This window comes from Modestobacter marinus (assembly GCF_011758655.1).
GTDB lineage: Bacteria > Actinomycetota > Actinomycetes > Mycobacteriales > Geodermatophilaceae > Modestobacter > Modestobacter marinus.
On sequence record NZ_JAAMPA010000001.1, the window covers coordinates 2,121,198 to 2,145,913 of the forward strand.

At 74.8% G+C, this 24,716-nt stretch carries 25 protein-coding genes; 21 read left to right on the forward strand and 4 right to left on the reverse strand.

Features of this window, described 5'->3' with window-relative positions; translation table 11 throughout:
- Nucleotides 1-79 precede the first annotated feature (79 nt).
- The 13 genes from FB380_RS10150 to tsaE all read left to right on the forward strand — a co-directional run bounded on the left by FB380_RS10150 (nucleotide 80) and on the right by tsaE (nucleotide 12,676).
- Nucleotides 80-1,045, forward strand: coding sequence for a PfkB family carbohydrate kinase (locus FB380_RS10150; protein WP_166754941.1), 966 nt, complete (start codon nucleotides 80-82; stop codon nucleotides 1,043-1,045).
- Between the two features lie 52 nt (nucleotides 1,046-1,097).
- The gene (locus tag FB380_RS10155; RefSeq protein WP_188959505.1) at nucleotides 1,098-1,601 is read left to right on the forward strand and encodes a beta-class carbonic anhydrase; all 504 of its coding nucleotides are present in this window, start codon (nucleotides 1,098-1,100) and stop codon (nucleotides 1,599-1,601) included.
- 167 nt (nucleotides 1,602-1,768) lie between these two features.
- On the forward strand, nucleotides 1,769-2,221 hold the full coding sequence (gene rplM / locus FB380_RS10160) for a 50S ribosomal protein L13 (RefSeq protein ID WP_425563404.1): 453 nt from the start codon (nucleotides 1,769-1,771) through the stop codon (nucleotides 2,219-2,221).
- On the forward strand, nucleotides 2,218-2,637 hold the full coding sequence (gene rpsI / locus FB380_RS10165) for a 30S ribosomal protein S9 (RefSeq protein ID WP_166754942.1): 420 nt from the start codon (nucleotides 2,218-2,220) through the stop codon (nucleotides 2,635-2,637). The genes rplM and rpsI overlap by 4 nt, the downstream gene beginning before the upstream one ends.
- A gap of 10 nt (nucleotides 2,638-2,647) precedes the next feature.
- The gene (gene glmM / locus FB380_RS10170; protein WP_166754943.1) at nucleotides 2,648-4,003 is read left to right on the forward strand and encodes a phosphoglucosamine mutase; all 1,356 of its coding nucleotides are present in this window, start codon (nucleotides 2,648-2,650) and stop codon (nucleotides 4,001-4,003) included.
- A 153-nt stretch (nucleotides 4,004-4,156) separates the two neighbouring features.
- Nucleotides 4,157-6,019, forward strand: a complete 1,863-nt coding sequence (glmS, locus tag FB380_RS10175; protein WP_166754944.1) for a glutamine--fructose-6-phosphate transaminase (isomerizing) — start codon at nucleotides 4,157-4,159, stop codon at nucleotides 6,017-6,019.
- A 95-nt stretch (nucleotides 6,020-6,114) separates the two neighbouring features.
- Nucleotides 6,115-7,302, forward strand: a complete 1,188-nt coding sequence (locus FB380_RS10180; protein WP_243850147.1) for an IS30 family transposase — start codon at nucleotides 6,115-6,117, stop codon at nucleotides 7,300-7,302.
- A gap of 98 nt (nucleotides 7,303-7,400) precedes the next feature.
- Nucleotides 7,401-7,778 (forward strand): holo-ACP synthase, encoded by a 378-nt coding sequence (locus tag FB380_RS10185; RefSeq protein ID WP_166754946.1) that lies wholly within the window; start codon nucleotides 7,401-7,403, stop codon nucleotides 7,776-7,778.
- Complete coding sequence (locus FB380_RS10190; RefSeq protein ID WP_166754947.1) at nucleotides 7,775-9,211, forward strand: NAD(P)H-hydrate dehydratase; 1,437 nt, start codon at nucleotides 7,775-7,777, stop codon at nucleotides 9,209-9,211. The genes FB380_RS10185 and FB380_RS10190 overlap by 4 nt, the downstream gene beginning before the upstream one ends.
- Before the next feature lie 27 nt (nucleotides 9,212-9,238).
- Nucleotides 9,239-10,390 carry an alanine racemase gene (gene alr / locus FB380_RS10195; protein ID WP_166754948.1) on the forward strand — a complete coding sequence of 384 codons (1,152 nt, stop codon included), beginning with the start codon at nucleotides 9,239-9,241 and terminating at the stop codon, nucleotides 10,388-10,390.
- Nucleotides 10,390-11,577 carry an alpha/beta fold hydrolase gene (locus FB380_RS10200; protein WP_166754949.1) on the forward strand — a complete coding sequence of 396 codons (1,188 nt, stop codon included), beginning with the start codon at nucleotides 10,390-10,392 and terminating at the stop codon, nucleotides 11,575-11,577. The genes alr and FB380_RS10200 overlap by 1 nt, the downstream gene beginning before the upstream one ends.
- 32 nt (nucleotides 11,578-11,609) lie before the next feature.
- Nucleotides 11,610-12,227 (forward strand): uracil-DNA glycosylase, encoded by a 618-nt coding sequence (locus tag FB380_RS10205; RefSeq protein ID WP_166754950.1) that lies wholly within the window; start codon nucleotides 11,610-11,612, stop codon nucleotides 12,225-12,227.
- On the forward strand, nucleotides 12,224-12,676 hold the full coding sequence (gene tsaE, locus FB380_RS10210; RefSeq protein ID WP_166754951.1) for a tRNA (adenosine(37)-N6)-threonylcarbamoyltransferase complex ATPase subunit type 1 TsaE: 453 nt from the start codon (nucleotides 12,224-12,226) through the stop codon (nucleotides 12,674-12,676). Before FB380_RS10205 ends, tsaE begins: the two co-directional genes overlap by 4 nt.
- A 3-nt stretch (nucleotides 12,677-12,679) precedes the next feature.
- Here the strand turns inward: tsaE and FB380_RS10215 are convergent, their stop codons facing one another.
- Entirely contained in the window at nucleotides 12,680-13,360 is a 681-nt protein-coding gene (locus FB380_RS10215) for an alpha/beta hydrolase (RefSeq protein ID WP_166754952.1), read from the reverse strand.
- 109 nt (nucleotides 13,361-13,469) lie between these two features.
- On the opposite strand from FB380_RS10215, the gene tsaB reads away from it, so the two are divergent.
- Genes tsaB through tsaD form a run of 3 tightly spaced genes read left to right on the forward strand, consistent with a single transcriptional unit; the run spans nucleotide 13,470 to nucleotide 15,588 of the window.
- Nucleotides 13,470-14,099: a tRNA (adenosine(37)-N6)-threonylcarbamoyltransferase complex dimerization subunit type 1 TsaB gene (gene tsaB, locus FB380_RS10220; protein ID WP_166754953.1), complete on the forward strand. Its 630-nt coding sequence runs from the start codon at nucleotides 13,470-13,472 to the stop codon at nucleotides 14,097-14,099.
- A complete protein-coding gene (gene rimI / locus FB380_RS10225; RefSeq protein ID WP_229682138.1) occupies nucleotides 14,096-14,557 on the forward strand; it encodes a ribosomal protein S18-alanine N-acetyltransferase in 462 nt (153 codons plus the stop codon). The genes tsaB and rimI overlap by 4 nt, the downstream gene beginning before the upstream one ends.
- Nucleotides 14,554-15,588: a tRNA (adenosine(37)-N6)-threonylcarbamoyltransferase complex transferase subunit TsaD gene (tsaD, locus tag FB380_RS10230; RefSeq protein WP_166754954.1), complete on the forward strand. Its 1,035-nt coding sequence runs from the start codon at nucleotides 14,554-14,556 to the stop codon at nucleotides 15,586-15,588. Before rimI ends, tsaD begins: the two co-directional genes overlap by 4 nt.
- A 73-nt stretch (nucleotides 15,589-15,661) precedes the next feature.
- On the opposite strand, the gene FB380_RS10235 is transcribed toward tsaD, so the two are convergent.
- A complete protein-coding gene (locus FB380_RS10235) occupies nucleotides 15,662-16,930 on the reverse strand; it encodes a THUMP-like domain-containing protein (RefSeq protein WP_166754955.1) in 1,269 nt (422 codons plus the stop codon).
- A gap of 173 nt (nucleotides 16,931-17,103) precedes the next feature.
- Here FB380_RS10235 and groES point away from each other — a divergent pair, with 173 nt between their 5' ends.
- From groES to FB380_RS10250, 3 genes are all read left to right on the forward strand, one after another.
- On the forward strand, nucleotides 17,104-17,412 hold the full coding sequence (gene groES, locus FB380_RS10240; protein WP_014742799.1) for a co-chaperone GroES: 309 nt from the start codon (nucleotides 17,104-17,106) through the stop codon (nucleotides 17,410-17,412).
- A 114-nt stretch (nucleotides 17,413-17,526) separates the two neighbouring features.
- Nucleotides 17,527-19,164, forward strand: coding sequence for a chaperonin GroEL (groL, locus tag FB380_RS10245; RefSeq protein WP_166754956.1), 1,638 nt, complete (start codon nucleotides 17,527-17,529; stop codon nucleotides 19,162-19,164).
- A 153-nt stretch (nucleotides 19,165-19,317) separates the two neighbouring features.
- Nucleotides 19,318-20,922, forward strand: coding sequence for a GGDEF domain-containing protein (locus FB380_RS10250; RefSeq protein WP_166754957.1), 1,605 nt, complete (start codon nucleotides 19,318-19,320; stop codon nucleotides 20,920-20,922).
- 97 nt (nucleotides 20,923-21,019) lie between these two features.
- Here FB380_RS10250 and FB380_RS10255 read toward each other — a convergent pair whose 3' ends face one another.
- Nucleotides 21,020-21,319, reverse strand: a complete 300-nt coding sequence (locus tag FB380_RS10255; protein WP_036334333.1) for a WhiB family transcriptional regulator — start codon at nucleotides 21,317-21,319, stop codon at nucleotides 21,020-21,022.
- 368 nt (nucleotides 21,320-21,687) lie between these two features.
- Here FB380_RS10255 and FB380_RS10260 point away from each other — a divergent pair, with 368 nt between their 5' ends.
- Nucleotides 21,688-22,446 carry a response regulator transcription factor gene (locus FB380_RS10260; protein ID WP_166754958.1) on the forward strand — a complete coding sequence of 253 codons (759 nt, stop codon included), beginning with the start codon at nucleotides 21,688-21,690 and terminating at the stop codon, nucleotides 22,444-22,446.
- A gap of 125 nt (nucleotides 22,447-22,571) precedes the next feature.
- Here FB380_RS10260 and FB380_RS10265 read toward each other — a convergent pair whose 3' ends face one another.
- A complete protein-coding gene (locus FB380_RS10265; RefSeq protein WP_166754959.1) occupies nucleotides 22,572-23,006 on the reverse strand; it encodes a DUF5319 family protein in 435 nt (144 codons plus the stop codon).
- A 189-nt stretch (nucleotides 23,007-23,195) separates the two neighbouring features.
- On the opposite strand from FB380_RS10265, the gene guaB reads away from it, so the two are divergent.
- Nucleotides 23,196-24,716 (forward strand): IMP dehydrogenase, encoded by a 1,521-nt coding sequence (gene guaB / locus FB380_RS10270; RefSeq protein WP_166754960.1) that lies wholly within the window; start codon nucleotides 23,196-23,198, stop codon nucleotides 24,714-24,716.

The window sequence follows — 24,716 nt, forward strand, 5'->3', positions numbered from 1 at the left end:
GGGCAGGCTGGCACGGTGACCGACGCCGCGCGGCGGGCCGGGGGCGGCGCGGCACGACCGGAGCCGAGGAGGAGGACGCGTGCCCGTTCCGGAGGGTCCCGCGGTCGTCGTCGGGCAGGTGGGCCGCGACCTGGTGCTGGAGGTCGACCGGCTGCCGCGCGGTGGCCGGAGCACCGACGTCCGCCGCCGCCGTGAACTGCTCGGCGGGAAGGGGGCGAACCAGGCCGTCGCGATGGCGCAGCTGGGCTGGCCGACCGCCCTGGTCGGCGTGCTCGGCGACGACCCACCCGGCGACCTGGTCCTGGCCCAGGCGGTCAGCGACGGGCTGTGGGTCTCCGGCGTGGTCCGCCGCCAGGGCGCCCAGACCGCCCTGCTGGTCGACCTGGTGGAGGCCGGCGGCACCCGGCGGCTGCTGGAGGACGTCCCGGACGCGACCCTGCTGACCGCAGCCGACGTCGAGGCGGCGGCCCGGTCGTTCACCCGGGCGTCCGCCGTGGTGCTCCAGCTGCAGCAGCCGGGGGCCGCGGTCCGCGCCGCGCTGGCACGGGCTCCCCGGGACGCGCTGACCGTCGCCGACGGCGCCCCGCCGGACGCCGAGACGCGGGCGGCACTGCTGGACCAGGTACGGGTCCTGCGCGCCGACCTCGCCGAGGCCGCGCTCTGGGTGGGCGGCGAGCTGGACGGGCTGGGCGACGTGCGCGCCGCGGCCCGCCAGCTGTGCTCGGCCGGGCCGACGGTGGTCTGCCTCGCCGCCGGCGAGGACGGCGACCTCACGGTGTGGCGCGAACCCGGCGGCCGGGTCCGCGAGGAGCTGGTGCCGCTGCTCGGCCAGGACCCGGTCGACCCCACCGGCGCCGGCGACAGCGTGGTCGCGGCCTTCACCGTCGCCCTGCTGCGCGGCGCCGACCCCGGGACGGCGGCCTGGCAGGCGGGAGCCGCGGCGGCGTCGACCGTGGGCCGGCTCGGCGGGCGACCGGCGCTCGACCCCGGCGAGGTCACGCGCCTCGCCGAGGAGTGCCGGGAGCGTGGCGGTGCCGGCCGCTGAGGCGTCGCGCTAGCGTTCGCCCACACACGAGGCGGGAGCAGAGGTGGTGCAGGTGACCGAGATCGACCGGATGCTGGCGGCGAACGAGGCCTGGCTGGGGGAGTTCCCCGGCGACGTCCCGGTGGCGCCGGCGCGCAAGGTCGCCGTGGTCGCCTGCATGGACTCGCGGATGCCGCTGTTCGGCATGCTCGGCCTGGCCATCGGTGACGCGCACGTCATCCGCAACGCCGGCGGCGTCGTCACCGAGGACACCCTGCGCTCGCTGACCATCTCCCAGCACGTGCTGGGCACCCGCGCGGTCGTGCTGGTGCACCACACCGACTGCGGGCTCAACAAGGCCACCGACCAGGAGGTCGCCGACCTGGTGGAGCGGACCACCGGGCACCGGCCCCCGTGGGTGGCGCGCACCTTCACCGACGTGGACGCCGACGTCCGGGAGTCGATGCGGCTGGTCCGGGAGACGCCGTACCTCCTCAGCACCGAGGTGCGGGGCACCGTCTACGACGTCGCGAGCGGCCGGCTCCGCGAGATCGAGGACCCCGCCGCCTCCCGGTGACAGGGGCGGGAGCACGGTCCCCGGTCCCGCTGGTATCGTCGTCTGCTGGTGCACGCCGCCGGCTGGTGCACGCGCGCCCGGGACCCCGACCTCGTCGGACCGTCCCACGTCTCCCGTCCTCGGTGAGGCGGTCCCACCAGCCACCCCGCCCGACGACGACAGGACAAGTGAGCCTCGTGCGCACGTACAGCCCCAAGCCCGGTGACATCACCCGGGCCTGGCACGTCATCGACGCCACCGACGTGGTGCTCGGTCGACTCGCCAGCCAGACCGCGATCCTCCTCCGCGGCAAGCACAAGCCCCAGTTCGCGCCGCACGTCGACGCCGGCGACTTCGTCGTCATCGTCAACGCGGGCAAGGTGGCCCTGACCGGCTCCAAGCGCGACACCAAGGTCGCCTACCGCCACTCCGGTTACCCGGGTGGGCTGCGGGCCACCAACGTCGGCGACGAGCTGAAGACCCGTCCCGACCGCGTCGTCGAGCGCGCCGTCAAGGGGATGCTGCCGCACAACACGCTGGGCCGGCAGATGCTCTCCAAGCTCAAGGTCTACGCCGGGCCCGAGCACCCGCACGCCGCCCAGCAGCCCCAGACCTACGAGATCAAGCAGGTGGCCCAGTGACCAGCGCACTGACCGTGACCGACGCCGACGGGCGTCCCATCCAGACCGTCGGCCGCCGCAAGGAGGCCATCGTCCGGGTGCGACTGCTCCCCGGCACCGGCGAGTTCAAGCTCAACGGCCGCAGCATCGAGCAGTACTTCCCCAACAAGGTGCACCAGCAGCTCATCCGTGAGCCGTTCGTGATCCTGGAGAAGGCCGAGCAGTACGACGTCGTCGGCATCCTGCACGGTGGTGGCGTCAGCGGTCAGGCCGGTGCGCTGCGCCTGGCCATCGCCCGCGCGCTCATCGAGATCGAGCCCGAGGACCGTCCGGCCCTGAAGAAGGCCGGCTTCCTCACCCGTGATCCGCGGGTCACCGAGCGCAAGAAGTACGGCCTGAAGAAGGCCCGCAAGGCGCCTCAGTACTCGAAGCGCTGACGGTACGTCCGTGGGTCGGCTCTTCGGGACCGACGGCGTCCGGGGCCGGGCCAACGCCGAGCTGACGCCGGAACTGGCGCTTTCGGTGGCCCGGGCCGCGGCCAGCGTGCTCGCCGACCGCGACGGGACCTCGCGTCCCGTCGCGGTCGTCGGCCGTGACCCCCGTGCGAGCGGGGAGATGCTCGAGGCCGCGGTCGTCGCCGGTCTGACGAGCGCCGGCGCCGAGGTGCTGCGGGTCGGCGTCCTCCCGACGCCGGCGGTCGCGCACTTGACCGGCCGCACCGACGCCGACCTGGGCGTGATGCTGTCGGCGAGCCACAACCCCATGCCCGACAACGGCATCAAGCTGTTCAGCCGTGGGGGGCACAAGCTGCCCGACGCGGTCGAGGCCGCCATCGAGCGGCGGGTCATGGGCGGCGACGAGGGTGAGCCCTGCGTCGACCACCGCCCGACCGGTGGGGGCATCGGCCGCGTCCGCGACCTGGCCGGCGCCGTGGAGGACTACACCACCCACGTGCTCTCCGCGCTGCGCGAGCCGCTCCGCGACCTGCGCGTCGTCGTCGACTGCGCCCACGGGGCCGCCTACCGCTGCGCGCCCGAGGTGTACCGCCGGGCCGGTGCGCAGGTGCACGTCATCGGCGGCGAGCCCGACGGCTGGAACATCAACGACGGCATCGGCTCCACCCACCTGGGGCCGCTGATCGACGCCGTCGCGCGGCACGGTGCCGACATCGGCATCGCCCACGACGGGGACGCCGACCGCTGCCTGGCGGTGACCGCGCAGGGCGACGTCGTCGACGGCGACGCGATCCTGGCGATCTGTGCCCTTGCGCTGCACGAGAGCGGCAACCTGACCGACGACACGGTCGTCGCCACGGTGATGAGCAACCTGGGCTTCCACCACACCATGCGGGCCGCCGGCATCTCCGTGCAGACGACGGCCGTGGGCGACCGCTACGTCCTGGAGGCGCTGCGTTCCCGGGGGCTCTCCCTGGGTGGCGAGCAGAGCGGTCACCTGGTCTTCCTGGACTGGGCGACCACCGGCGACGGCCTGCTCACCGGGCTGGCCCTGATGTCCCGGATGAGCGCCACCGGCGCCTCCCTGGCCGAGCTGGCCTCGGTCGTCCAGCGGCTGCCGCAGACCCTGGTCAACGTCCCGGTGACCGACCGGCTCGCGGTCGCGGAGAGCGACGAGGTCGCGCGGGCGGTCAACGCCGTCGAGGCCGAGCTCGGCGACTCCGGGCGGGTGCTGCTGCGCCCCTCGGGCACCGAGCAGCTGGTGCGGGTGATGGTCGAGGCCCCCACCCAGGAGGAGGCCGACGCCGTCGCCACCCGGCTGGCCGAGGTCGTCGCCGCCACGGGCTGATCCGCCCCCGGACCCGGGCGGCCGGCGGCGTCGCTCGGCGGAACCGGCGTGCGTGGAGCGTCCGGTGGTGCGCGTGGAGCGAGCGGTGGTGCACGCGGGACGCACGTTCCCGGTCGCGGCGGCGCCCCGGCGTGAGTCGGTATCGTCGGGCGAATGTGCGGCATCGTGGGGTACGTCGGTTCGCAGGACTCGGTGGACGTCGTCCTGGAAGGCCTGCGCCGGTTGGAGTACCGGGGCTATGACTCGGCCGGGGTGGCAGTGCTGGCCGACGGGCAGCTCAGCACCGCCAAGAAGGCGGGCAAGCTCGCCAACCTCGAGAAGGAGCTGGCCGAGCAGGGGCTGCCCGCCTCGACCATCGGCATCGGCCACACCCGATGGGCGACGCACGGCGGGCCGACCGACCGGAACGCCCACCCGCACATGTCCGCCGACCGCACCGTCGCGGTGATCCACAACGGGATCATCGAGAACTTCGCGTCACTGCGCGCCGAGTGCGAGGCGACCGGGATCGAGTTCTCCTCCGACACCGACACCGAGGTCGCCGCCCACCTGCTCGCCGCGGTCTACCGGGAGGTCCCCGCCGGCCCGGACCGCCTGGCCGAGGCCATGCGCCGGGTCAGCCGGCGTCTGGAGGGTGCCTTCACCCTGGTCGCCAGCCACGTCGAGGAGCCGGACCGGCTGGTCGCCTCGCGGCGCAACAGCCCGCTGGTGGTCGGGGTGGGCGACGGGGAGTACTTCTTCGGCTCGGACGTGGCGGCGTTCATCGGCCACACCCGCCGGGCGCTGGACGTCGAGGAGGACCAGGTCGTCCTCCTCGACCGCGAGCGCGGGGTGCTGGTGACCCACTTCGACGGCACCGTCGTCGAGCCGACCACCCGCACCGTGGACTGGGACGCCGCCGCTGCGGAGAAGGGCGGCTACGACTGGTTCATGCTCAAGGAGATCGCCGAGCAGCCGGAGGCGGTGGCCAACACCCTGCTGGGCCGGCTCGGCGAGACCGGCGAGCTGGTGCTCGACGAGGTCCGGCTCTCCGACCAGGAGCTGCGCGACGTCGACAAGGTCTTCGTCGTCGCCTGCGGCACCGCCTACCACGCCGGGCTGATCGCCAAGTACGCGATCGAGCACTGGACCCGGGTCCCGGTCGAGGTGGAGCTGGCCAGCGAGTTCCGCTACCGCGACCCGGTGCTGGACCGCAGCACGCTGGTCGTGGTCATCAGCCAGTCCGGCGAGACGATGGACACCCTGATGGCGCTGCGGCACGCCCGCCAGCAGAAGGCCAAGGTCCTGGCCATCTGCAACGCCAACGGGTCGACGATCCCGCGGGAGTCCGACGCCGTGCTGTACACCCACGCCGGTCCGGAGGTCGCCGTCGCCTCGACCAAGGGCTTCCTCACCCAGGTGGTGGCCTGCTACCTGGTGGGGCTCTTCCTGGCCCAGGTGCGCGGGGTGAAGTACGCCGACGAGGTCTCCGCGATCGTCGAGGACCTCCGGTCGCTGCCCGCCCAGGTCACCCAGGTGCTCGATGCGATGGAGCCGGTCCGGGAGCTCGCCCGGGACCTGGCCACCGCGAACACGATCCTGTTCCTCGGCCGGCACGTCGGCTACCCGGTGGCCCTGGAAGGGGCGCTGAAGCTCAAGGAGCTCGCCTACATCCATGCCGAGGGCTTCGCCGCCGGCGAGCTGAAGCACGGCTCGATCGCGCTGATCGACCAGGGCACCCCGGTGGTGATCGTCGTCCCGTCGCCGCTGAGCCGGGAGTCGGTGCACGGCAAGGTGGTCAGCAACATCCAAGAGGTCCGCGCCCGGGGCGCCCGCACGATCGTGATCGCCGAGGAGGGCGACGACGACGTGGTGCCCTACGCCGACCACCTCATCCGGGTGCCGCGCACGCCGACCCTGCTGGCCCCGGTGGTGACGACGGTGCCGCTGCAGGTGCTCTCCTGCGAGATCGCCGCGACCCGCGGCCTGGACGTCGACCAGCCGCGCAACCTGGCCAAGAGCGTCACCGTCGAGTGACCGGGGCGCCGGCACCCGGTGGCCCCCGCTCAGCATCGATCAGGTGACTCGGTGTCAGGGGGTCGTTGCATCACCCCAGTTGAGGGGTGCTGTCGATGGCCGTGACGAGGGCAAATCAGCGGGTGTTCTGGGAGGGGATCGCTGAGGGGCTGCCGACGGAGGCAGCCGCTCGGCGATCCCGGGTCGGTGGGCAGCGCGGTCGACGGTGGTTCCGGGAAGCTGGCGGGGTGCCACCGCTGGAGATCACCGAGCCTTCGGGCCGGTTCCTGTCGCTGAGCGAGCGGGAGGAGATCGCGGTCGGGCTGGCTGCTGGCCAGTCCGCCCGGCAGATCGCCCGTCAGCTGGGGCGTGCGGCCACGACGGTCAGCCGCGAGCTGGGCCTGTGGGCCCAGGCCCATCCCGACCGGCCCTACCGGGCAGTCCAGGCCCAGGTCGACGCCGAGACCCGCGGTGCCCGCCCCAAGCCGTTCAAGCTGGCCCATGAGCCGCTGCGGGAACGGGTGCAGGCCGATCTGGAGCGCAAGTACTCACCGCGCCAGATCGCCATGCGCCTGGCCATCGAGTTCCCCGACGAACCAGCCATGCGCCCCTCCCACGAGGCCATCTACCAGGCCCTCTACGTCCAGGGCCGAGGCCTGCTGCGCCGGGAACTGGCTGCCTGCCTGCGCACCGGGCGCGCGATCCGCCGCCCCCGCCGCCGCATCGATGGCCGATCCGACCCCAACCGCCGCATCCCCGGCAAGATCATGATCAGTGAACGCCCCGCCGAGGCCGCCGACCGCGCCGTCCCCGGGCACTGGGAAGGCGACCTGATCGCCGGCAAGGCCAACAAGTCCTACATCGGCACCCTGGTGGAGCGCACCACCCGGTTCTGCATCCTGCTGCACCTGCCCGGGACCAAGCCCGACCCACTGGCCCTGCAAGAAGCCATCATCGCCGGCATCGGGCAACTGCCCAAGCACCTGCGACTGTCCCTGACCTGGGACCAAAGTCTGGAAATGCGCCGGCACGCCGACATCACCCTCGCCGCGGACCTGCCCATCTACTTCTGCGACCCGCACTCACCCTGGCAGCGCGGCAGCAACGAGAACACCAACGGACTGCTCCGCCAGTACTTCCCCAAAGGCACCGACCTCACCGCGCACACCCCCACCGACCTGGCGATGGTCGCCGCCGAACTCAACGGACGACCCCGCCAGACCCTCGGCTGGCGCACCCCCGCCGAAGCCCTAAACGACCTACTCTCACCACCTCAACCAACCGGTGATGCAACGACCACCTGAACCCACCTGACCTGATCACCGGCTGTCCCCCTGCACCAGCGTTGGTGCAGGGGGACAGCCGTTCGTGCGGGCGGACGGCGGCGCGGCACACTGTCGGCGTGATCATCGGGATCGGTGTCGACGTCTGCCCGGTGGAGCGGTTCGCCGCATCGCTGGCCCGCACCCCGGGGCTGCGCGACCGGTTGTTCACCCCGGCCGAGCAGCGCACCCCCTCCGGTGGGGAGCGCAGCAGCGAGTCCCTGGCCGCCCGCTTCGCCGCCAAGGAGGCGCTGGCCAAGGCGCTGGGTGCCCCGGGCGACCTGCGCTGGCACGACGCCGAGGTGGTCGTGGGGGAGCGGGGGCGCCCGCACCTGGAGGTCCGCGGCACGGTGGCGCAACGCGCGGCGGAGCTGGGCGTCACCTCCTGGCACGTGTCGCTGAGCCACGACGGGGGCATCGCCTCGGCCATGGTGATCGCCGAAGGAGCCACCCCGTGATCGGTCTGTACACCTCCGCGCAGGTGCGGGCCGCCGAGCGGGCCGTGCTGGCCGGGCTCCCGGACGGGGCGCTGATGCAGCGGGCCGCGACCGGGCTGGCGACGGTCTGCCTCGGCTTGCTGGGCCGCGGGCACGGCGTCCGGGTGGTGCTGCTGGTCGGCTCCGGGGACAACGGGGGCGATGCGCTGTTCGCCGGCGCCCTGCTGGCGCGGCGCGGCGCGGCCGTCACCGCCGTCCTGCTCACCCCGGAACGGGTGCACGCCGCGGGGCTGGCCGCGTTCCGGCGGGCCGGTGGGCGGGTGGCCGAGGCGGCCGACGCCGGACTGCACCGGGCCGACCTGGTCCTCGACGGGATCGTCGGCCTCGGCGGCACCGGCGGGCTGCGCGAGCCCGCCGCCGCGCTGGTCCAGGAGGCGACCGCCGGCCCGGGGCTGCTGGTCGCGGTCGACCTGCCCAGCGGCGTCGTCGCCGACACCGGGGAGGTGCCCGGCGAGGCCTTCCCCGCCCAGCACACCGTCACCTTCGGCGCCGTCAAGCCCGGGCTGGTGGTGGGCGCCGGTCGCCGGCAGGCCGGCACGGTGCACCTGGTGGACATCGGGCTCGGCCCCGAGCTGGCCGAGCCGGCGGCCCGGCAGCTGACCGACGCCGACGTCGTCCCGCACCTGGACGCCCCCGCACCCGACGACGACAAGTACTCCCGCGGCGTGGTCGGCGTCCTGGCCGGCTCGGCGACCTACCCCGGCGCCGGGGTGCTGTGCACGGGTGCCGCGGTGCGCACCCGGCCGGGGCTGGTCCGGTACGCCGGCACCGCCGCGGAGGGCGTGCGGGCCGCCTGGCCGGAGGTCATCGTCACCTCGGGGCGCCCGGGGGACGCCGGACGGGTGCAGGCCTGGGTGGTCGGCCCGGGGATGGGCACCGACGACGACGCGGCCGGCGTGCTCGCCGAGGTGCTGGCCACCGACCTGCCGGTGGTGGTCGACGCCGACGGGCTGACCCTGGTCTCCCAGCGCCCGGAGCTGGTGGCGGACCGGTCGGCGCCCACCGTGCTCACGCCGCACGACCGCGAGTTCGCCCGCCTCTTCGGCGAGGTCGGCACCGACCGGATGGCCGCCGCGCGCCGGGGCGCCGCGGAGCTGGGGTGCACGGTGCTGCTCAAGGGCGACGCCACCGTCGTCGCCGACGCCGAGGGCACCACGTTCGTCAACGGCACCGGCACCCCGTGGCTGGCGACCGCCGGCACCGGTGACGTGCTGGCCGGGATCCTGGGGGCGGTGCTGGCGACCGGGCTGCCGGCGGCGGAGGCCGCGGCGGTCGCCGCCCACGTGCACGGCCGGGCCGGTCAGCTGGCGGCCGAGCAGGGCCCGTTGATCGCCGGTGACCTGGTGCGCCGGCTGCCTGGGACCCTGGCCCAGCTGCGCACCGGCGTCGGCTGACCGCGGCGGCCTGGGACAGTGGGCAGCGTGACGCAGGTGCAGCAGGTGCTGGACAACCGGGCCGAGGTGGTCGTCGACCTCGACGCGATCGCGGCGAACACCGCGGCCCTGCGCGAGCGGGTCGGCCGGCCGCTGATGGCGGTGGTCAAGGCCGACGGCTACGGGCACGGGCTGGTGCCGGCCGCCCGCGCGACCCTCGCCGGCGGCGCCGACGCGCTCGGGGTGACGGTGCTGGAGGAGGCGCTCGCGCTGCGCGCCGCCGGGGTCACCGCGCCGCTGCTGTCCTGGCAGCACGGGCCGGGGGAGGACTACGCCGCGGCGCTGGCCGCCGACGTCGAGCTGTCGGTCAACGCGGAGTGGGCGCTGACCGAGGTGGTCGCCGCCGCCCGCGCGACCGGCCGCACCGCCCGGGTGCAGCTGTTCGCCGACACCGGCCTGTCCCGGGAGGGCGCCACGCCGGAGGCCTGGCCGAGGCTGGTGGCCGCCGCCGCGCGCGCCCAGGCCGACGGCGAGCTGGTGGTCACCGGGCTGTGGAGCCACCTGGCCTACGCCGACGCCCCGACCCACCCGACCATCGGCCGCCAGGTGCAGGTCTTCGAGGAGGCGGTGGCGCTGGCGCGGCGGGCCGGGCTGACCGACGCCCGCCGGCACCTGGCCAACTCGGCGGCCACGATCGCCCTGCCCGAAACCTGGTACGACCAGGTCCGGCCCGGGGTCGCGCTCTACGGCCTGGACCCCCTCGGCGGCGACCCGGCGCAGTACGGGCTCCGCCCGGCGATGACGGTCCAGGCCCGGGTCGCGCTGACCAAGCGGGTGCCGGCCGGGACCGGGGTCTCCTACGGCCACACCTACTCCCCGGCGGCCGAGACGACGCTGGCCCTGGTGCCGGTCGGCTACGCCGACGGGGTTCCCCGCGCGGCCGGCAACCGGGCACCGGTGCTGGCCGCCGGGGCGCAGCGGACGATCGCGGGCCGGGTCTGCATGGACCAGTTCGTCCTGGACGTGGGCGAGGACCCGATCGCCCCCGGGGACGCGGTGGTGCTCTGGGGCCCGGGGGCGGAGGGGGAGCCGACCGCCCAGCAGTGGGCCGACGCGCTCGACACCATCCACTACGAACTCGTCACCCGGGTGGGCGGCCGCTTCACCCGCCGGTACGTCGGCACCGCCGGGGTGCGGTGATGGCGCAGCACGGACACCTCCGCCTGGGCCGCGCGGCCGGCCTGGTCGGTGCCGCGGTCGGTCTGGCGGCGGCCGGCACGGCGGTCGGGGTCGCGGTCACCCGGACGGCGACGTCCCGGGTCCGGGCCGGCGAGCTGGCGGTCCAGCGCGGGGAGGACGGCCGCCCGGTCGAGGACCTGCCGGTGAGCACGCTGCGGCGGGAGGACCCGTTGGGCTCCGGCCGTCGTGCCGCCGATCGCTCGGTCGTGGTGCGGACCGACGACGGGGTCCCGCTCGCGGTGGAGGAGATCGGCCCGACCGACGCCCCGCTCACCGTCGTCTTCGTGCACGGCTACGCCCTGTCGATGGCCTCCTGGACGTTCCAGCGCCGGGACCTCGGCGAGCAGCTGGCCACCGCCAACGGCCACCGGCCCACCGCCCGCCTGGTCTTCTACGACCAGCGGGGGCACGGCTCCTCCGGCCGCGGCGCCGCCGAGCGCTCGACGATCGACCAGCTGGCCGCGGACCTGGAGGCGGTGCTCACCGCACGCGTGCCCCGGGGACCGGTGGTGCTGGTCGGCCACTCGATGGGCGGGATGACGGTGCTCTCGCTCGCCCAGCGCCGTCCGGAGCTGTTCGGGTCCCAGGTCGCCGGCGTGGCGCTGGTGTCCACCTCCAGCGGCAACCTCGGCGAGCTGGACTTCGGCCTGCCCGCCCTGCTCACCCGGGTCCGTTCGATGGTCATGCCGGTGGCGGTCTGGACCATGCGCCGACGTCCCGGGATCGCCGAGCTGACCCGGCGCCTGGCCAAGGACGTCGTGTCGGCGGTCACCTGGTCGATGTCCTTCTCCTCCACCGGCGTCGACCCCGCGCTGGGGCGCTACGTCGACGCGATGATCGCCGGGACGCCGGTCGACGTGGTCGCCGAGTTCTACCCGGCGATCACCGGGCTGGACGTGAGCGGCGCGATCGAGCCGTTGTGCCGGGTGCCGACCGTGGTCCTCACCGGGGAAGCGGACAAGATGATCCCGAGGGCGCACAGCGAGCGGATCCGGACCCGCCTCGAGGAGTCCGGGGACGGCGTCGTCGAGTACGTCACCGTCCCCGACGCCGGGCACCTGGTGCCGCTGGAGCACCCGGAGCGGGTGACCGATGCGCTGGCCGGCCTGATCCGCCGGGTCGCCGCCGCCCAGCGGCCTCCCCGCTGACCGGCCGCGAGGCCCCGCCGTAGGGTGCTGGCGTGGCTGCTCCTCGACCCGACGCCGCCGCCGCAGAGGTGGCGGCGACCGCCGCGGCCGCGCCGGACTGGGCCGCGCTGGCCGAGGTCGCCCGCTCCTGCGTCGCCTGCCCCGAGCTGGCCGCCACCCGGCAGCACGTCGTCGTCGGCGACGTGCCGGTGACGGGGCGGCCGCGGCTGGTGGTCGTGGGGGAGGCCCCGGGGGCCACCGAGGACGAGACCGGCCGGCCGTTCGTCGGCAGGAGCGGCGCGCTGCTGGACCAGCTGCTCGGCGAGGCCGGGCTGGCCCGGGCGGAGGTGGCCGTGCTCAACATCGTGAAGTGCCGCCCGCCGGGCAACCGCACCCCGAAGGCCCCCGAGGTCGCCCGCTGCAGCGGCTGGCTGCGCCGCCAGCTCGACCTGCTCGGCGCCGACGTCGTGGTGGCGCTCGGGCTGTCCTCGGCGAAGTGGTTCCTCGGCCCGCGCACCGTGCTCGGCCAGGTGCGCGGCCGGGCGCACGACGTCGACGGGCGCGCGGTGTGGGTCACCTACCACCCGTCGGCGGCGATCCGGTTCGGCCCGAACGGCGCCCCTCGGGCGGCGCTCGCCGCCGACCTGCAGGCCGTGGCGGCGTCGCTGTGAGGCGCGCGCAGCAGCTGCCCACCGTCGCCGACACCCAGGCGTTCGGCCGCGAGCTGGCCGGTCTGCTGCGGGCCGGCGACCTGGTCGTGCTGGCCGGGCCCCTGGGTGCCGGCAAGACCGCGCTGACCCAGGGCATCGGGGCCGGGCTCGGGGTGCCGGGTCCGGTCACCTCGCCGACGTTCGTGCTGGCCCGGGTGCACCGCGGCGGGCGGGTCCCGCTGGTGCACGTGGACGCCTACCGGCTCACCGGCATGGCCGACGTCGACGACCTGGACCTGGACGCCACCACCGACGAGGCGGTCACCGTCGTCGAGTGGGGGCACGGCCTGGTCGAGCAGCTGGCCGACGAGCACCTGGTCGTCGAGCTGGACCGGCGGGACGACGACGTCCGCACCGTCCGGCTGGTGCCGCACGGCCCCGGCTGGGAGCAGCGGCTCCCCGGGGCCTGAGCCTCAGCCGGCCCGCTCGACGATCGGGCGCAGCAGCGCCGCCAGTTCCGCCGGTACGGCCAGGAACGGTGAGTGGCCGGCGTCGAGCCGGAGCACCGTGTCGGCGCGGGAGGACATCGCCTCCTGGGCCGCCACCGGGATCGCCTGGTCCTGCTCGCAGACGACGTAGGTGCTCGGCAGCCCGGTCCAGGCGGCGCGGCTCAGCGGCTGGGTGAGCGCGGCCGTGGACTGCAGCCGCAGTTCGGCCACCGCCTGCCGGGTGAGCTCCGGGGAGACGCCGTTGTAGAAGACCTCCTCCGGCGTGGTGACCCGCACGTGCGTCGGGTGCAGTTCCTGCCAGGACGGGACCTGCCCGCCCAGGCTGCCCACCAGCGACTCGCCCACGTCCAGCTGGAAGGCGCACAGGTAGACCAGGTGCGCCACGCCCAGCTCGGCGCTGGCCGCCTCGCTGATCGGGATGCCCCCGTAGGAGTGGCCCACCAGGACGACGGGGCCCTCGACCGCGGCGAGCGCGTCCCGGACGGCCGTGGCGTCGGCGGTGAGGTCGCCGAGCGACTGCGGGTCGGTGCCGGAACTGGGCAGCGCGACCCGGACGACGTCGACGCCGGGCAGCTGGTCGACCAGTGGCTGCCAGCACCAGGGGCTGTGCCAGGCGCCGTGGACCAGGACCAGGGTGGCGGGCATGGGAGGTTCCTCGTCGTCGGGGGCGATGGAGGGGCAGTTGATCAACATGTGGGCCCCGGCGCAACCGCCCGGCCGCTGCCGTCAGGAGCGGCATCTACCCTCGACGGTCGTGCTCGTCCTCGCGCTCGACACGGCCACCCCGACCCTCGTCGTCGGCCTCGCCCGCTGGACCGCCGGTGGCCCTGCCGAGGTGCTCACCGAGCGCGGGCTGCCGTCGGGCAACCGGCACGCCGAGCTGCTCACCCCCGCGGTCCGCGAGGTGCTGAGCGCGGCCGGCGTCGCGATGGCCGACCTGGACGCGGTCGTCGTCGGCCTCGGGCCGGGACCGTTCACCGGCCTGCGGGTGGGCATCGTGACCGCGGCCGCCCTGGGCGACGCCCGCGGGGTCCCGGTGCACGGGGTCTGCTCGCTGGACGCCGTGGGCGAGGGCGCCCGTTCGGTGGTCACCGACGCGCGGCGCAAGGAGGTCCACTGGGCCACCTACGACGCGGCGGGTGCGCGGGTCTCCGGCCCCGGCGTGGACCGGCCGGAGGACGCCCCGGTCGCCGACCCGGTCGTCGGCGACGTCCGGTTCGCCGAGCGGCTGGGCCGGGAGGTGGTCGCCGCCGAGGTCACCACCGCCGGGCTGCTGCGCGCCGCCCTGCCCCTGCTGGACCGGCCGCCGGCGCCGCTGGAGCCGCTGTACCTGCGCCGTCCCGATGCGGTGCCGTCGGTGACCCGGAAGCCGGTGAGCCAGTGAGCGTGCGGCTGCGCGACATGACCGTCGCGGACCTGCCCCGGGTGATGGAGCTGGAGGAGGAGCTCTTCGCCCCGGACACCTGGACCGAGTGGATGTACCGCGACGAGCTCGCCCGCCCCGACACCCGGCACTACCTGGTCGCCGTCGACGCCGATGCCGACGCCGACGCCGTGGTCGGTTACGCCGGTCTGATCTCCTACCCCTACGAGGCGCACATCGCGACCATCGGGGTGACCGGCACGCGGCAGCAGGAGGGGATCGGGGCGCTGCTGCTGGACACCCTGCTCGCCGAGGCGGACGGGCGGCGCACGCCGGTGCTGTTGGAGGTCCGCGAGGACGACGAGGCGACCCAGGCCTTCTACCGCCGGCGGGGGTTCGCCGAGATCGGCCGCCGCCCGAACTACTACCCGCTCAGTGGGAAGGACGCCGTCGTGATGCTGCGGGAGGTGGCCCGATGAGCCAGCCCCTGGTCCTGGGGTTCGAGACCTCGTGCGACGAGACCGGCATCGGGCTGGTGCGCGGGCAGACGCTGCTGTCCGACGCGCTGGCCACGAGCATGGCCGAGCACGAGCGCTTCGGTGGCGTGGTCCCGGAGATCGCCAGCCGGGCGCACCTGGAGGCGATGGTCCCCACCGTGCACCGGTCGCTGGCCGACGCCGGGGTGACGCTGGGCGACGTCGACGCGATCGCGGTCACCGCCGGGCCCGGGCTGACCGGCGCGCTGCTGGTGGGGGTGGCCGCGGCCAAGGCCTACGCGCTGGCCCTCGACGTCCCGCTGTACGGGGTGAACCACCTGGCCGCGCACGTCGCCGTCGACGAGCTGGAGCACGGCCGGCTGGCCGAGCCGTCGATCGCGCTGCTCGTCTCCGGCGGGCACAGCTCGCTGCTGCTGGTCCCCGACCTCGCCCAGGACGTGCAGGAGCTGGGCCGGACGATCGACGACGCCGCGGGGGAGGCCTTCGACAAGGTCGCCCGGGTGCTCGACCTGCCCTTCCCCGGTGGTCCGCCGATCGACCGCGCCGCCCGGGAGGGCGATCCCCGGGCGATCCCGTTCCCCCGAGGGCTGACCGGCCCCCGCGACGCCGCCTACGACTTCTCCTTCTCCGGGCTGAAGACGGCGGTCGCCCGCTGGGTCGAGGGCCGGCAGCGGGACGGGGAGCCGGTGTCGGTCGCCGACGTCTCCGCGTCCTTCCAGGAGGCGGTGGTCGACGTGCTGACCGCCAAGGCGGTGCGCGCCTGCCGCGACCACGGGGTCGACCATCTGGTCATCGGCGGCGGCGTGGCGGCCAACTCGCGGCTGCGGGCGCTGGCCCAGGAGCGCTGCGACGCCGCCGGGATCGTGCTGCGCACGCCCAGCCCGCGGCTGTGCACCGACAACGGCGCGATGGTGGCCGCCCTCGGGTCCAGGCTGGTCGAGGCGGGCGTGGCCCCGGCGCCGATCGACCTGGGCGCCGACAGCTCCATGCCGATCGACCTCGTCTCCCGGTAGCCACCCAGGATCTCCCGGTAGCCACTCGGGATCTCCCGGTACCCACACGGGGCAGAAATGGCCATTTCTGCCCTCACGGGGAGTCGCAGACCAGCACGGTGGGGGCGCCGGCGACGCGGGTGACGACGACGACCGCGCTGCCCTCGCCGGGCCCGCGGAGCTGGCGGGCCAGCGTCTCCGGCTCGATCGGCGAGCCCCGCTTCTTCACCACCACCCGGCCGACGCCGCGTGCCCGCAGCAGCGCCTTCAGCTTCTTCAGGTTGAACGGCAGGACCTCGGTCACCGCGTAGGAGCTGACCCACGGGGAGTCCGCGGCCGCATCGGAGGTCAGGTAGGCGATCGTCGGGTCGACCAGGGTCGCGTCCAGCTCCGCCGCGGCGAGGGCGACCAGGCCGGAGCGGATCACCGCCGGGTCGGGCTCGTGCAGCCAGCCGCGCACCGGACCCGGCGCGGCGTCCCCGGAGTCGGTGTCGGCGGTCAGCTCGCGCAGCACGCCGTCCCGGCCGACGACGGTGGCCCGGCGCCAGGCACGTGACGGTGCCCGCCCCCACAGCAGCGCCTCGACGATCGACCCGCCCATCGACACCCACTCGGCCTCGACCCCGGCCGGCACCCGGTCGTGGTCCAGCCCCGGCGCCACCTTCACCACGCAGGTGGGCGCGGCGTCGAGCAGCGCCTGCACCGTCGACCAGGGCGGCGACCAGCGGTCGGGGTCGAGCTGACGGCGTCCGCCGGCCCGCCGGGCGGGGTCCAGGACGGCGGCGTCGCAGCCGGCCACCCGGCCCCCGGTCGCGGCGGCCACCAGGTCGACCGCGTCGGCCGCCCGGACCTCGACCCCGCCGAGCCCCGCCGCGGCGGTGTTGAGCCGGGTGAGCTCGCGGGCGACCGGGTCCAGGTCGACGGCGACCACGGCGGCGCCGGCCCGGGCCAGCGCGATCGTGTCGGTGCCGGCGGCGCAGCCGAGGTCGACCACCGACCGGGCGCCGCCGGCCAGCAGCCGGGCCGCCCGCCGGTCGGCGAGGACGGGACGGCCGGCCTGCTCGAGGGCGTCGGCGGTGAAGAGGAACCGGTCGGCGTCGGCGCCGAACACCGGCCGGGCCCGCTCGCGCTGCCGGGCGATGCCCCAGGCCGGGCCGGCCAGCTCCACCCCCACCTCGGCGCGGAGCCGGGTCAGCGCGGTGACGGCGTCGGCGCGGTCGGCCAGCAGCTCCCGTGCCCGGGTCAGCGCCGCCGCGCCGGCCGGGGTCGCGAGCGCCCGCAACTGGCGGACCGTATCTGCGGCCTGCCCGCCGGGCGCGTCGTCGTCGTGGAGGTCGCCGGGCACCGGCACAGCCTGGCGCATCGGGCGTCCCTCCCGGGGTGGGACCCCGCTTGAGCGGCTGGCACTCACCTGGGTAGAGTGCCAATCGACACGGGCCGGGCCCCGACCCCCGCGACGGCGAGGCCCAGCCCCCGTGCCACAGCATCAGCACCATCCACCGAGAGCCCGTCCGACACCGAAGGGGGCGTCACGACGTGACGACCGCTACCAAGGTCAACATCAAGCCGCTCGAGGACCGCGTGGTCGTCCAGGCCAACGAGGCCGAGACCACCACCGCCTCTGGCCTGGTCATCCCGGACACCGCCAAGGAGAAGCCCCAGGAGGGCACCGTCATCGCTGTCGGCCCCGGCCGCGTCGACGACAACGGCAACCGGGTCCCGCTCGACGTGAACGTCGGCGACGTGGTCATCTACTCGAAGTACGGCGGCACCGAGGTGCGCTACGGCGGCGAGGACTACCTCGTCCTGTCCGCGCGCGACCTGCTCGCCGTCGTGGAGAAGTGACCTCGCTCCTCCGCTAGACCAGCACGACACCGCCCCGGCGACCCGAACCACCGGGTCCCGGGGCGGTCGTCGTCTGCCCCCGTTCTCCTCCGCACCACCTGAGAGAGGTCTGGCATGGCCAAGATCATCCTGTTCGACGAGGACGCCCGTCGCGCCCTCGAGCGTGGCGTCGACAAGCTCGCCGACGCCGTCAAGGTCACCCTCGGCCCCCGCGGCCGCAACGTGGTCATCAACAAGAACTTCGGCGCCCCGACGATCACCAACGACGGCGTGACCATCGCCCGGGAGATCGAGCTCGAGGACCCGTACGAGAACCTCGGCGCCCAGCTCGCCAAGAACGTCGCCACCAAGACCAACGACGTCGCCGGTGACGGCACCACCACCGCCACCGTGCTCGCCCAGGCCCTCGTCCACGAGGGGCTGCGCAACGTCGCCGCCGGCGCCAACCCGATGGGCCTGGGCCGCGGCATGCGCGCCGCCGTCGAGGCGGTCTCGGCCGCCCTCGACTCCGTCGCCATCCCGGTCGACGACCGGAAGGCCATCGCCGGGGTCGCCACCGTCTCCGCCCAGGACGCCGAGGTCGGCGAGCTGATCGGCGAGGCGATGGAGCGGGTCGGCAAGGACGGCGTCATCACCGTCGAAGAGGCCAACGGGATGTCCACCGACCTGGACGTCACCGAGGGCGTGCAGTTCGACAAGGGCTACCTGTCGCCGTACTTCGTCACCGACAACGAGTCGATGGAGGCCGTCCTCGAGGACGCCCTCGTGCTCATGGTCAGCGGCAAGGTCAGCGCCCTGGCCGACCTGCTGCCGCTGCTGGAGAAGGTGCTGGCCACCGGCAGCCGTCCGCTGCTGATCGTGGCCGAGGACGTCGAGGGCGAGGCGCTGTCCACCCTGGTCGTCAACTCCATCCGCAAGACCGTCAAGGTCGTCGCGGTGAAGTCGCCCTACTTCGGCGACCGGCGCAAGGCGTTCATGACCGACCTCGCCATCGTCACCGGCGGTCAGGTCGTCAGCGAGGACGTCGGCCTGTCCCTGGACGGCGTCGGCCTCGAGGTGCTCGGCACCGCGCGCCGGGTGACCGTCACCAAGGACGACACCACGATCGTCGACGGCGGCGGCACCTCCGGTGCCGTGGCCGACCGGGTCGCCCAGATCCGCAAGGAGATCGAGGCGACGGACTCCGACTGGGACCGCGAGAAGCTGCAGGAGCGGCTGGCCAAGCTGGCCGGCGGCATCGCGGTCATCCGGGTCGGTGCCGCGACCGAGGTCGAGATGAAGGAGCGCAAGCACCGCATCGAGGACGCCATCGCCGCGACCCGCGCCGCGGTGGAGGAGGGCGTCGTCCCCGGTGGCGGCTCCGCACTCGTGCACGCCGCCACGGCGATCGACGACCTGGACCTGACCGGCGACGAGCTGGTCGGCGCCCGGTCGGTGCGCAAGGCGATCGACTCGCCGCTGGCGCTGATCGCCTCCAACGCCGGGTTCGAGGGGCCGGTCGTCGTCGGCCGGGTCCGGGAGCTGGGCATCGGCCAGGGCTTCAACGCCGCGACCGGCGAGTACGGCGACCTGGCCGCTCAGGGCGTCATCGATCCGGTCAAGGTCACCAAGGCGGCGCTGTCGAACGCCACCTCGATCGCGGCGATGGTGCTCACCACCGACTCCGCGATCGTGGAGAAGCCCGCCGAGGAGGAGTCCGACGGTGGGCACCACACCCACGGGCACTCGCACGGCCACGGGCACAGCCACTGAGCTGAGCGCGACCGGCTGACCTCCGCCCCCGTTCCCTCCTGGGAGCGGGGGCGGACCCGTGTCGGCGACCGGTGGGCCCACCCGTGCGGGTCAGTCCGCCGGGTCAGGGGCTCAGCGTGGCGGACGCGCCGTCGATGGGGTGAGGTGCAGGAGATGGCGGTCGGTGAGCGGGTCGTGCCCCCCGTGCCTCCGGCGACCCCTGAGGACGCTGCCGGGCTGGCGGCTGCGCTCCACGACCTGGAGGCGCTGTCCCGCTTCGACGTCGACGGCATCGGCGAGCGGGCGCAGCAGGCCGAGGACGCCGCCCGCGCGCTGGGCGCACCCGACCTGGAGCGGCGGGCCCGGCTGGTGCTGGCGGACCTGGCCCGACGGCGCGGCGACGTGGCCGAGGCCGGCCGCATCGCCCGTCAGGTGCAGCGCTGGGCCACCGACGCGGACTCCCGTCACCTGCTGGCCCGCAGCCACTTCCTCCTCGCGGCCGTCCTGCAGGAGCTGGGCGACCTCTCGCTCGCCCTGGAGCACGCCGTCCAGTCGGTGCACCTGCTCGGGGACGAGGACCCGCCGGTCCAGCGGATCGACCACCTCGCCCGGCTGGCCGACTGCCAGGGCCTGCAGGGTGACGAGGGAGCCGGCGAGCGTTACGCGGAGGTGCTCGGTCTGGCCGAGCGGCTCGGCGACGTGGACCGCCAGCTGCTCATCCTGAACAACTGGGCCTACGTGGAGACGATCGCCGGCCGGTACGACGGCGCACTGCGCCTGAGCGCGCAGCTGCAGGCCCTCGCCGAACGGCACGGGGTGCCGCTGCACGTCGGGCGGTTGGACACCATCGCCCGCGCCCTGCTGGGCCTGGGCCGGTTGGCGGAGGCGGAGGACGCGCTGGCGCCGGGCACCGAGTCCGGGGCACTGGACGTCTCGCCGGACGGGGACGCCGGCGCCGACTTCCTGCTGACCCTGGCCGAGGTCCGCCGCCGGCGGGGGCACGTGGCGGGCGCCCAGGAGGCGCTGGACGAGTGCGTGCGCCGGTGCGAGCAGCACGGGTTGACCGCCATCCGGGTGCGTGCCCGGCGGGAGCAGGCCGAGCTGCACGCGGCGGGCGGGGACTACCGGGCCGCCTTCGAGGAGCACCAGCTGTACAGCCAGGCGGCGCTGGACCTGCAGTCCGCGCAGCGCGACGCCCGGGCCCGGGCGCTGCAGGCGATGTACGAGGCCACGGAGGCGCGGCGGCAGAGCCGGCGCTACCGCGAGCTCTCGCTGCGCGACCCGCTGACCGGCCTGTACAACCGCCGCTTCGTCGACGACCAGCTCCCGCAGCTGCTGGACCGGGCGTCCGCCACCGCCGGGACGGTCTCCGTGGCGCTGGTCGACCTGGACCACTTCAAGCGGATCAACGACGCCTGGTCGCACGACGTGGGGGACCAGGTGCTCCGCGCCGTGGCGGCGAGGCTCGAGGTCGCGGCGTCCGGCTGGACCGTGCCGGGTGGCTTCGCCGCCCGGATGGGGGGCGAGGAGTTCCTGCTGGTGCTGGTGGGCGGCGACGAGCGCCGTGCCGTCCGGCAGCTGGACGACCTGCGCCGGGCGGTCACCGCCCACCCCTGGGCCGAGCTGGCCGACGGACTCGCGGTGACCCTCAGCGCCGGGGTGGCGACCACCGGCGGGAGCGCTGCCGCGTCCCTCGCCGACCTGCTCGGTCGCGCCGACGAGCACCTGTACGAGGCCAAGGCGCGGGGGCGGGACCGGGTCGTCGGCGACGGGGGCTGAGCAGACCCCTGGACAGCCGAGAGGGCCGGTCCGACGTGAGTCGTCGGACCGGCCCTCTCGGCATCTCGTCAGCGGGGGGAGGTCTCCCGCGGACGGATCAGACCGCAGCGGCGATGGCGGCGGGCTCCGCGGCGATCAGCCGCGCGCGCTCCTCCTCGCTCATGCCGCCCCACACCCCGTAGGGCTCGCGGACGGACAGGGCGTGCTGGAGGCAGGACTCGATCACCGGACAACGTCCGCAGACGGCCTTGGCGGCGGCCTGGCGACGTGCGCGGGCCGGGCCGCGCTCCCCGTCGGGGTGGAAGAAGAGCGAGGTGCTCTCACCCCGGCAGGAACCGTGCAGCTGCCAGTCCCAGACCTCGGCCACGGGGTTGGGCAGTCGGCGGATGTCAGCCATTGGACCTCCTCGGCTCGGTGCACCGGGGGGTCTGCCCGGTCGCTTCCGGGCCGATGCCCGCTGCTGACGAGCCGCAAACACGACCGTTCGCGTTCGTCGTGCGGAATCGGCCGAGTTGTGCTTCAGCCGCCGCGCACTCACGGGTCGTCACCCGCGGGGGTGACGGCCACTGTCGTCGCGCTACCGACAGGATCAAGGTGATCACAGTGAGTGCCGACCACCAGGGTGGGGGACACCCCGACACCCGTCCGGCAGACCGGAGGTGCCGGCGCTCCCGGGAGCGGGGTGACCACCCCGCTCCGGCCACCCGCCCGGGCGACGCCCGGTCGGTACGCCGCCGGCCCCGGCCGGCGCAGACGGGAGCAGTCGTGATCGAGGACAGGACGCGGGGCAACGGCAGCGGTGGATCCGTCGTCTGGGTGTTCGACGAGCGTCGCCGGGTCCGGGACGACGTCGCCGGCCGGCTGCTCGCCCTGCCGTTCGTCAGCCGCGTCGAGGCCGTCGCCGACCCGGCGGCGCTGATGGCCCGGCTGGACAACCGCGTGCCCGACGTCCTCCTCGTCGGCACCCAGCGGGCGACCGACAGCGGGCTCTCCGTCGCCACCCAGGTGTTGCGCGCCCACCCGGCGCTGCCGGTGCTCATGCTCGGGGCGCCGGACGACGCGGAGACCGTGCGCGCCGCGGTGTCCCTCGGCGCCCGCGGCTACCTCCGCTGGGACGCCAGCCCGGTCGAGCTCGGGCTGGGCCTGTCCCGCACCGGCATGCGGCCCGACGGCGGGCGCCTGCCCTCGCAGCTGGCCCCGGCACCCCGCAGCCCCCAGCAGGCCGGCGTGCTCGCCGGCGCGCCCATGGGCTCGGGCTGGGGCGGTGCCACCCCGCTGGCCGGCCTGGCCCCGACCACGGTGCGCTCCACCGTGCCCGAGACGCCGCAGGTCGCCCTGTCGGCGCGGGAGATGCAGGTGCTCACCGGGATGAGCCAGGGCAAGAGCAACGCCCAGATCGGCCGGGAGCTCTACCTGTCCGAGGACACGATCAAGACCCACGCGCGGCGGCTGTTCCGCAAGCTGGGTGCCAAGGACCGCGCCGAGGCCGTGGCCACCGGCTTCCGCCGCGGGATGATGCACTGAGCTGACCCAGCGGGGAGCGCCCGAGCGCGGTGTCCGGACCCCCGGACACCGCGCTCGGCCGTTCCTCGGGCGCCGCCCCTGGCCCCTGCGGCGGGACGTCGGCCTCCGAGTCGTCCTCGGTGCACCTACTCGTCGCGGGCGTGGCGACCGCCGGTGCCGTGCCGGCCGGTGGGCTCCTCGCGCTCGGCCAGGGCGGCCACCCCGTCGGCGTAGCCGCTGGCGTAGTCCCAGCTGACGTAGTCGGCCGGGTCGGGGTCGAACGGCGGCTCGTGCCGGCCGGTCTGGCCCTCGTCGAGCAGCTGGCGCAGGTTCGCCTGCATCAGTGCCCAGTCGACGTGGTGCTCCTCGTCGCAGTCGGGGCAGTCCACGACAATGCCCTTGACCCCGGTGGGCTCCAGCAGCGTGCGGAAGACCTCCAGCTCGGCCAGGTCGTCGAGCACCCCGGCCCGTTCCTCCATGGTCAGCGGTGGCTGCACCGAGTGGTCACCCGAGCCGAGCTCGCCCCCGAAGTCCGGGTCGCGATCCGGGGTCGCGCCGAATGCGTCGTCCCACGCGTCCACGTGTCCTCCTCGCCGGACGGGCCGGCCTCCTCGGTCAGTGCTGGTCAGCCAGCAGTCGGGTCGGGCGCACCCGACCACCGGACCACGGTAGCGGGGGGAGGGAGCCCTCCGGTGCTCCGCCTAGCATGTGAGGGGATCCCGTGCGCCTCGGAGGCGCTCCCACCGAAGAAGTCGAGAGGGTGGCGGCACATGCAGCCCGACGAGCGCACGCCCGAACTGCCGGCCAAGTTCGCCCCGCTGGGGCTGACCTACGACGACGTCCTGCTGGTGCCCGGTGCCTCGGACATCGTGCCCACCGACGTGGACACCAGCACGCGGCTGACCCGTGGCATCCGGCTGGCCATCCCGCTGGTCTCCTCGGCGATGGACACCGTCACCGAGTCGCGGATGGCGATCGCCATGGCCCGCGCCGGGGGCATCGGCATCCTGCACCGCAACCTCGCCGCCGAGGACCAGGCCGGTCAGGTCGACCTGGTCAAGCGCTCCGAGGCCGGCATGGTCACCAACCCGGTCACCTGCTCCCCGGACAACACCCTGGCCGAGGTCGACGCCCTCTCGGGCCGGTACCGGATCTCCGGTGCGCCCGTGGTCGACGCCGACGGCGTGCTGGTCGGCATGGTCACCAACCGGGACATGCGCTTCGAGACCGACCAGCACCGCCTCGTCCGCGACGTGATGACGCCGCTGCCGCTGGTCACCGCACCGGTGGGCGTCGACCCGGACCGCGCGCTGGCGCTGCTCAAGCAGCACAAGATCGAGAAGCTGCCGCTGGTCGACGACGCCGGCCGGCTGCGCGGGCTGATCACCGTCAAGGACTTCGTCAAGCGCGACCAGTACCCCCACGCCACCAAGGACGTCGACGGCCGGCTGTCGGTCGGGGCGGCGCTCGGCGTCGGCGAGGACGCCTACAAGCGCGCCGGGCTGCTGGTGGACGCCGGGGTCGACGTGCTCGTCGTCGACACTGCGCACGGGCACCAGCGTGCGGTGCTGGAGATGGTCGCCCGGGTGAAGGCGGACTTCGCCAACGTCGGGCACGGCGTGCAGGTCGTCGGCGGCAACATCGCCACCCGGGCCGGCGCCCAGGCGCTCATCGACGCCGGGGTCGACGCGGTCAAGGTCGGCGTCGGGCCGGGTTCGATCTGCACCACCCGCGTGGTGGCCGGGGTCGGCGTCCCGCAGGTCACCGCCATCTACGAGGCCGCGCTCGCCGCGCGCCCGGCCGGGGTCCCGGTCATCGCCGACGGCGGCCTGCAGTACTCCGGTGACATCGCCAAGGCCCTCGTCGCCGGCGCCGACACGGTGATGATCGGCGGCCTGTTCGCCGGGGTCGAGGAGGCGCCGGGCGAGCTGGTCTTCATGAACGGCAAGCAGTACAAGACCTACCGCGGGATGGGCTCCCTCGGCGCGATGCAGAAGCGCGGCAACCAGTCCTTCAGCCGCGACCGGTACTTCGCCGACGACGTCCTCTCCGACGACAAGCTCGTGCCCGAGGGGATCGAGGGCCAGGTGCCCTACCGGGGCCCGCTGTCCGGGGTCGCCCACCAGCTGGTCGGTGGCCTGCGCGCGGGCATGGGCTACGCCGGTGCGGCGACCGTCGCCGACCTGCAGGAGCGTGGCCAGCTGACCCGGATCACCTCCGCCGGGCTGACCGAGAGCCACCCGCACGACATCCAGATGACCGTCGAAGCACCGAACTACCGAGGCCGCTGA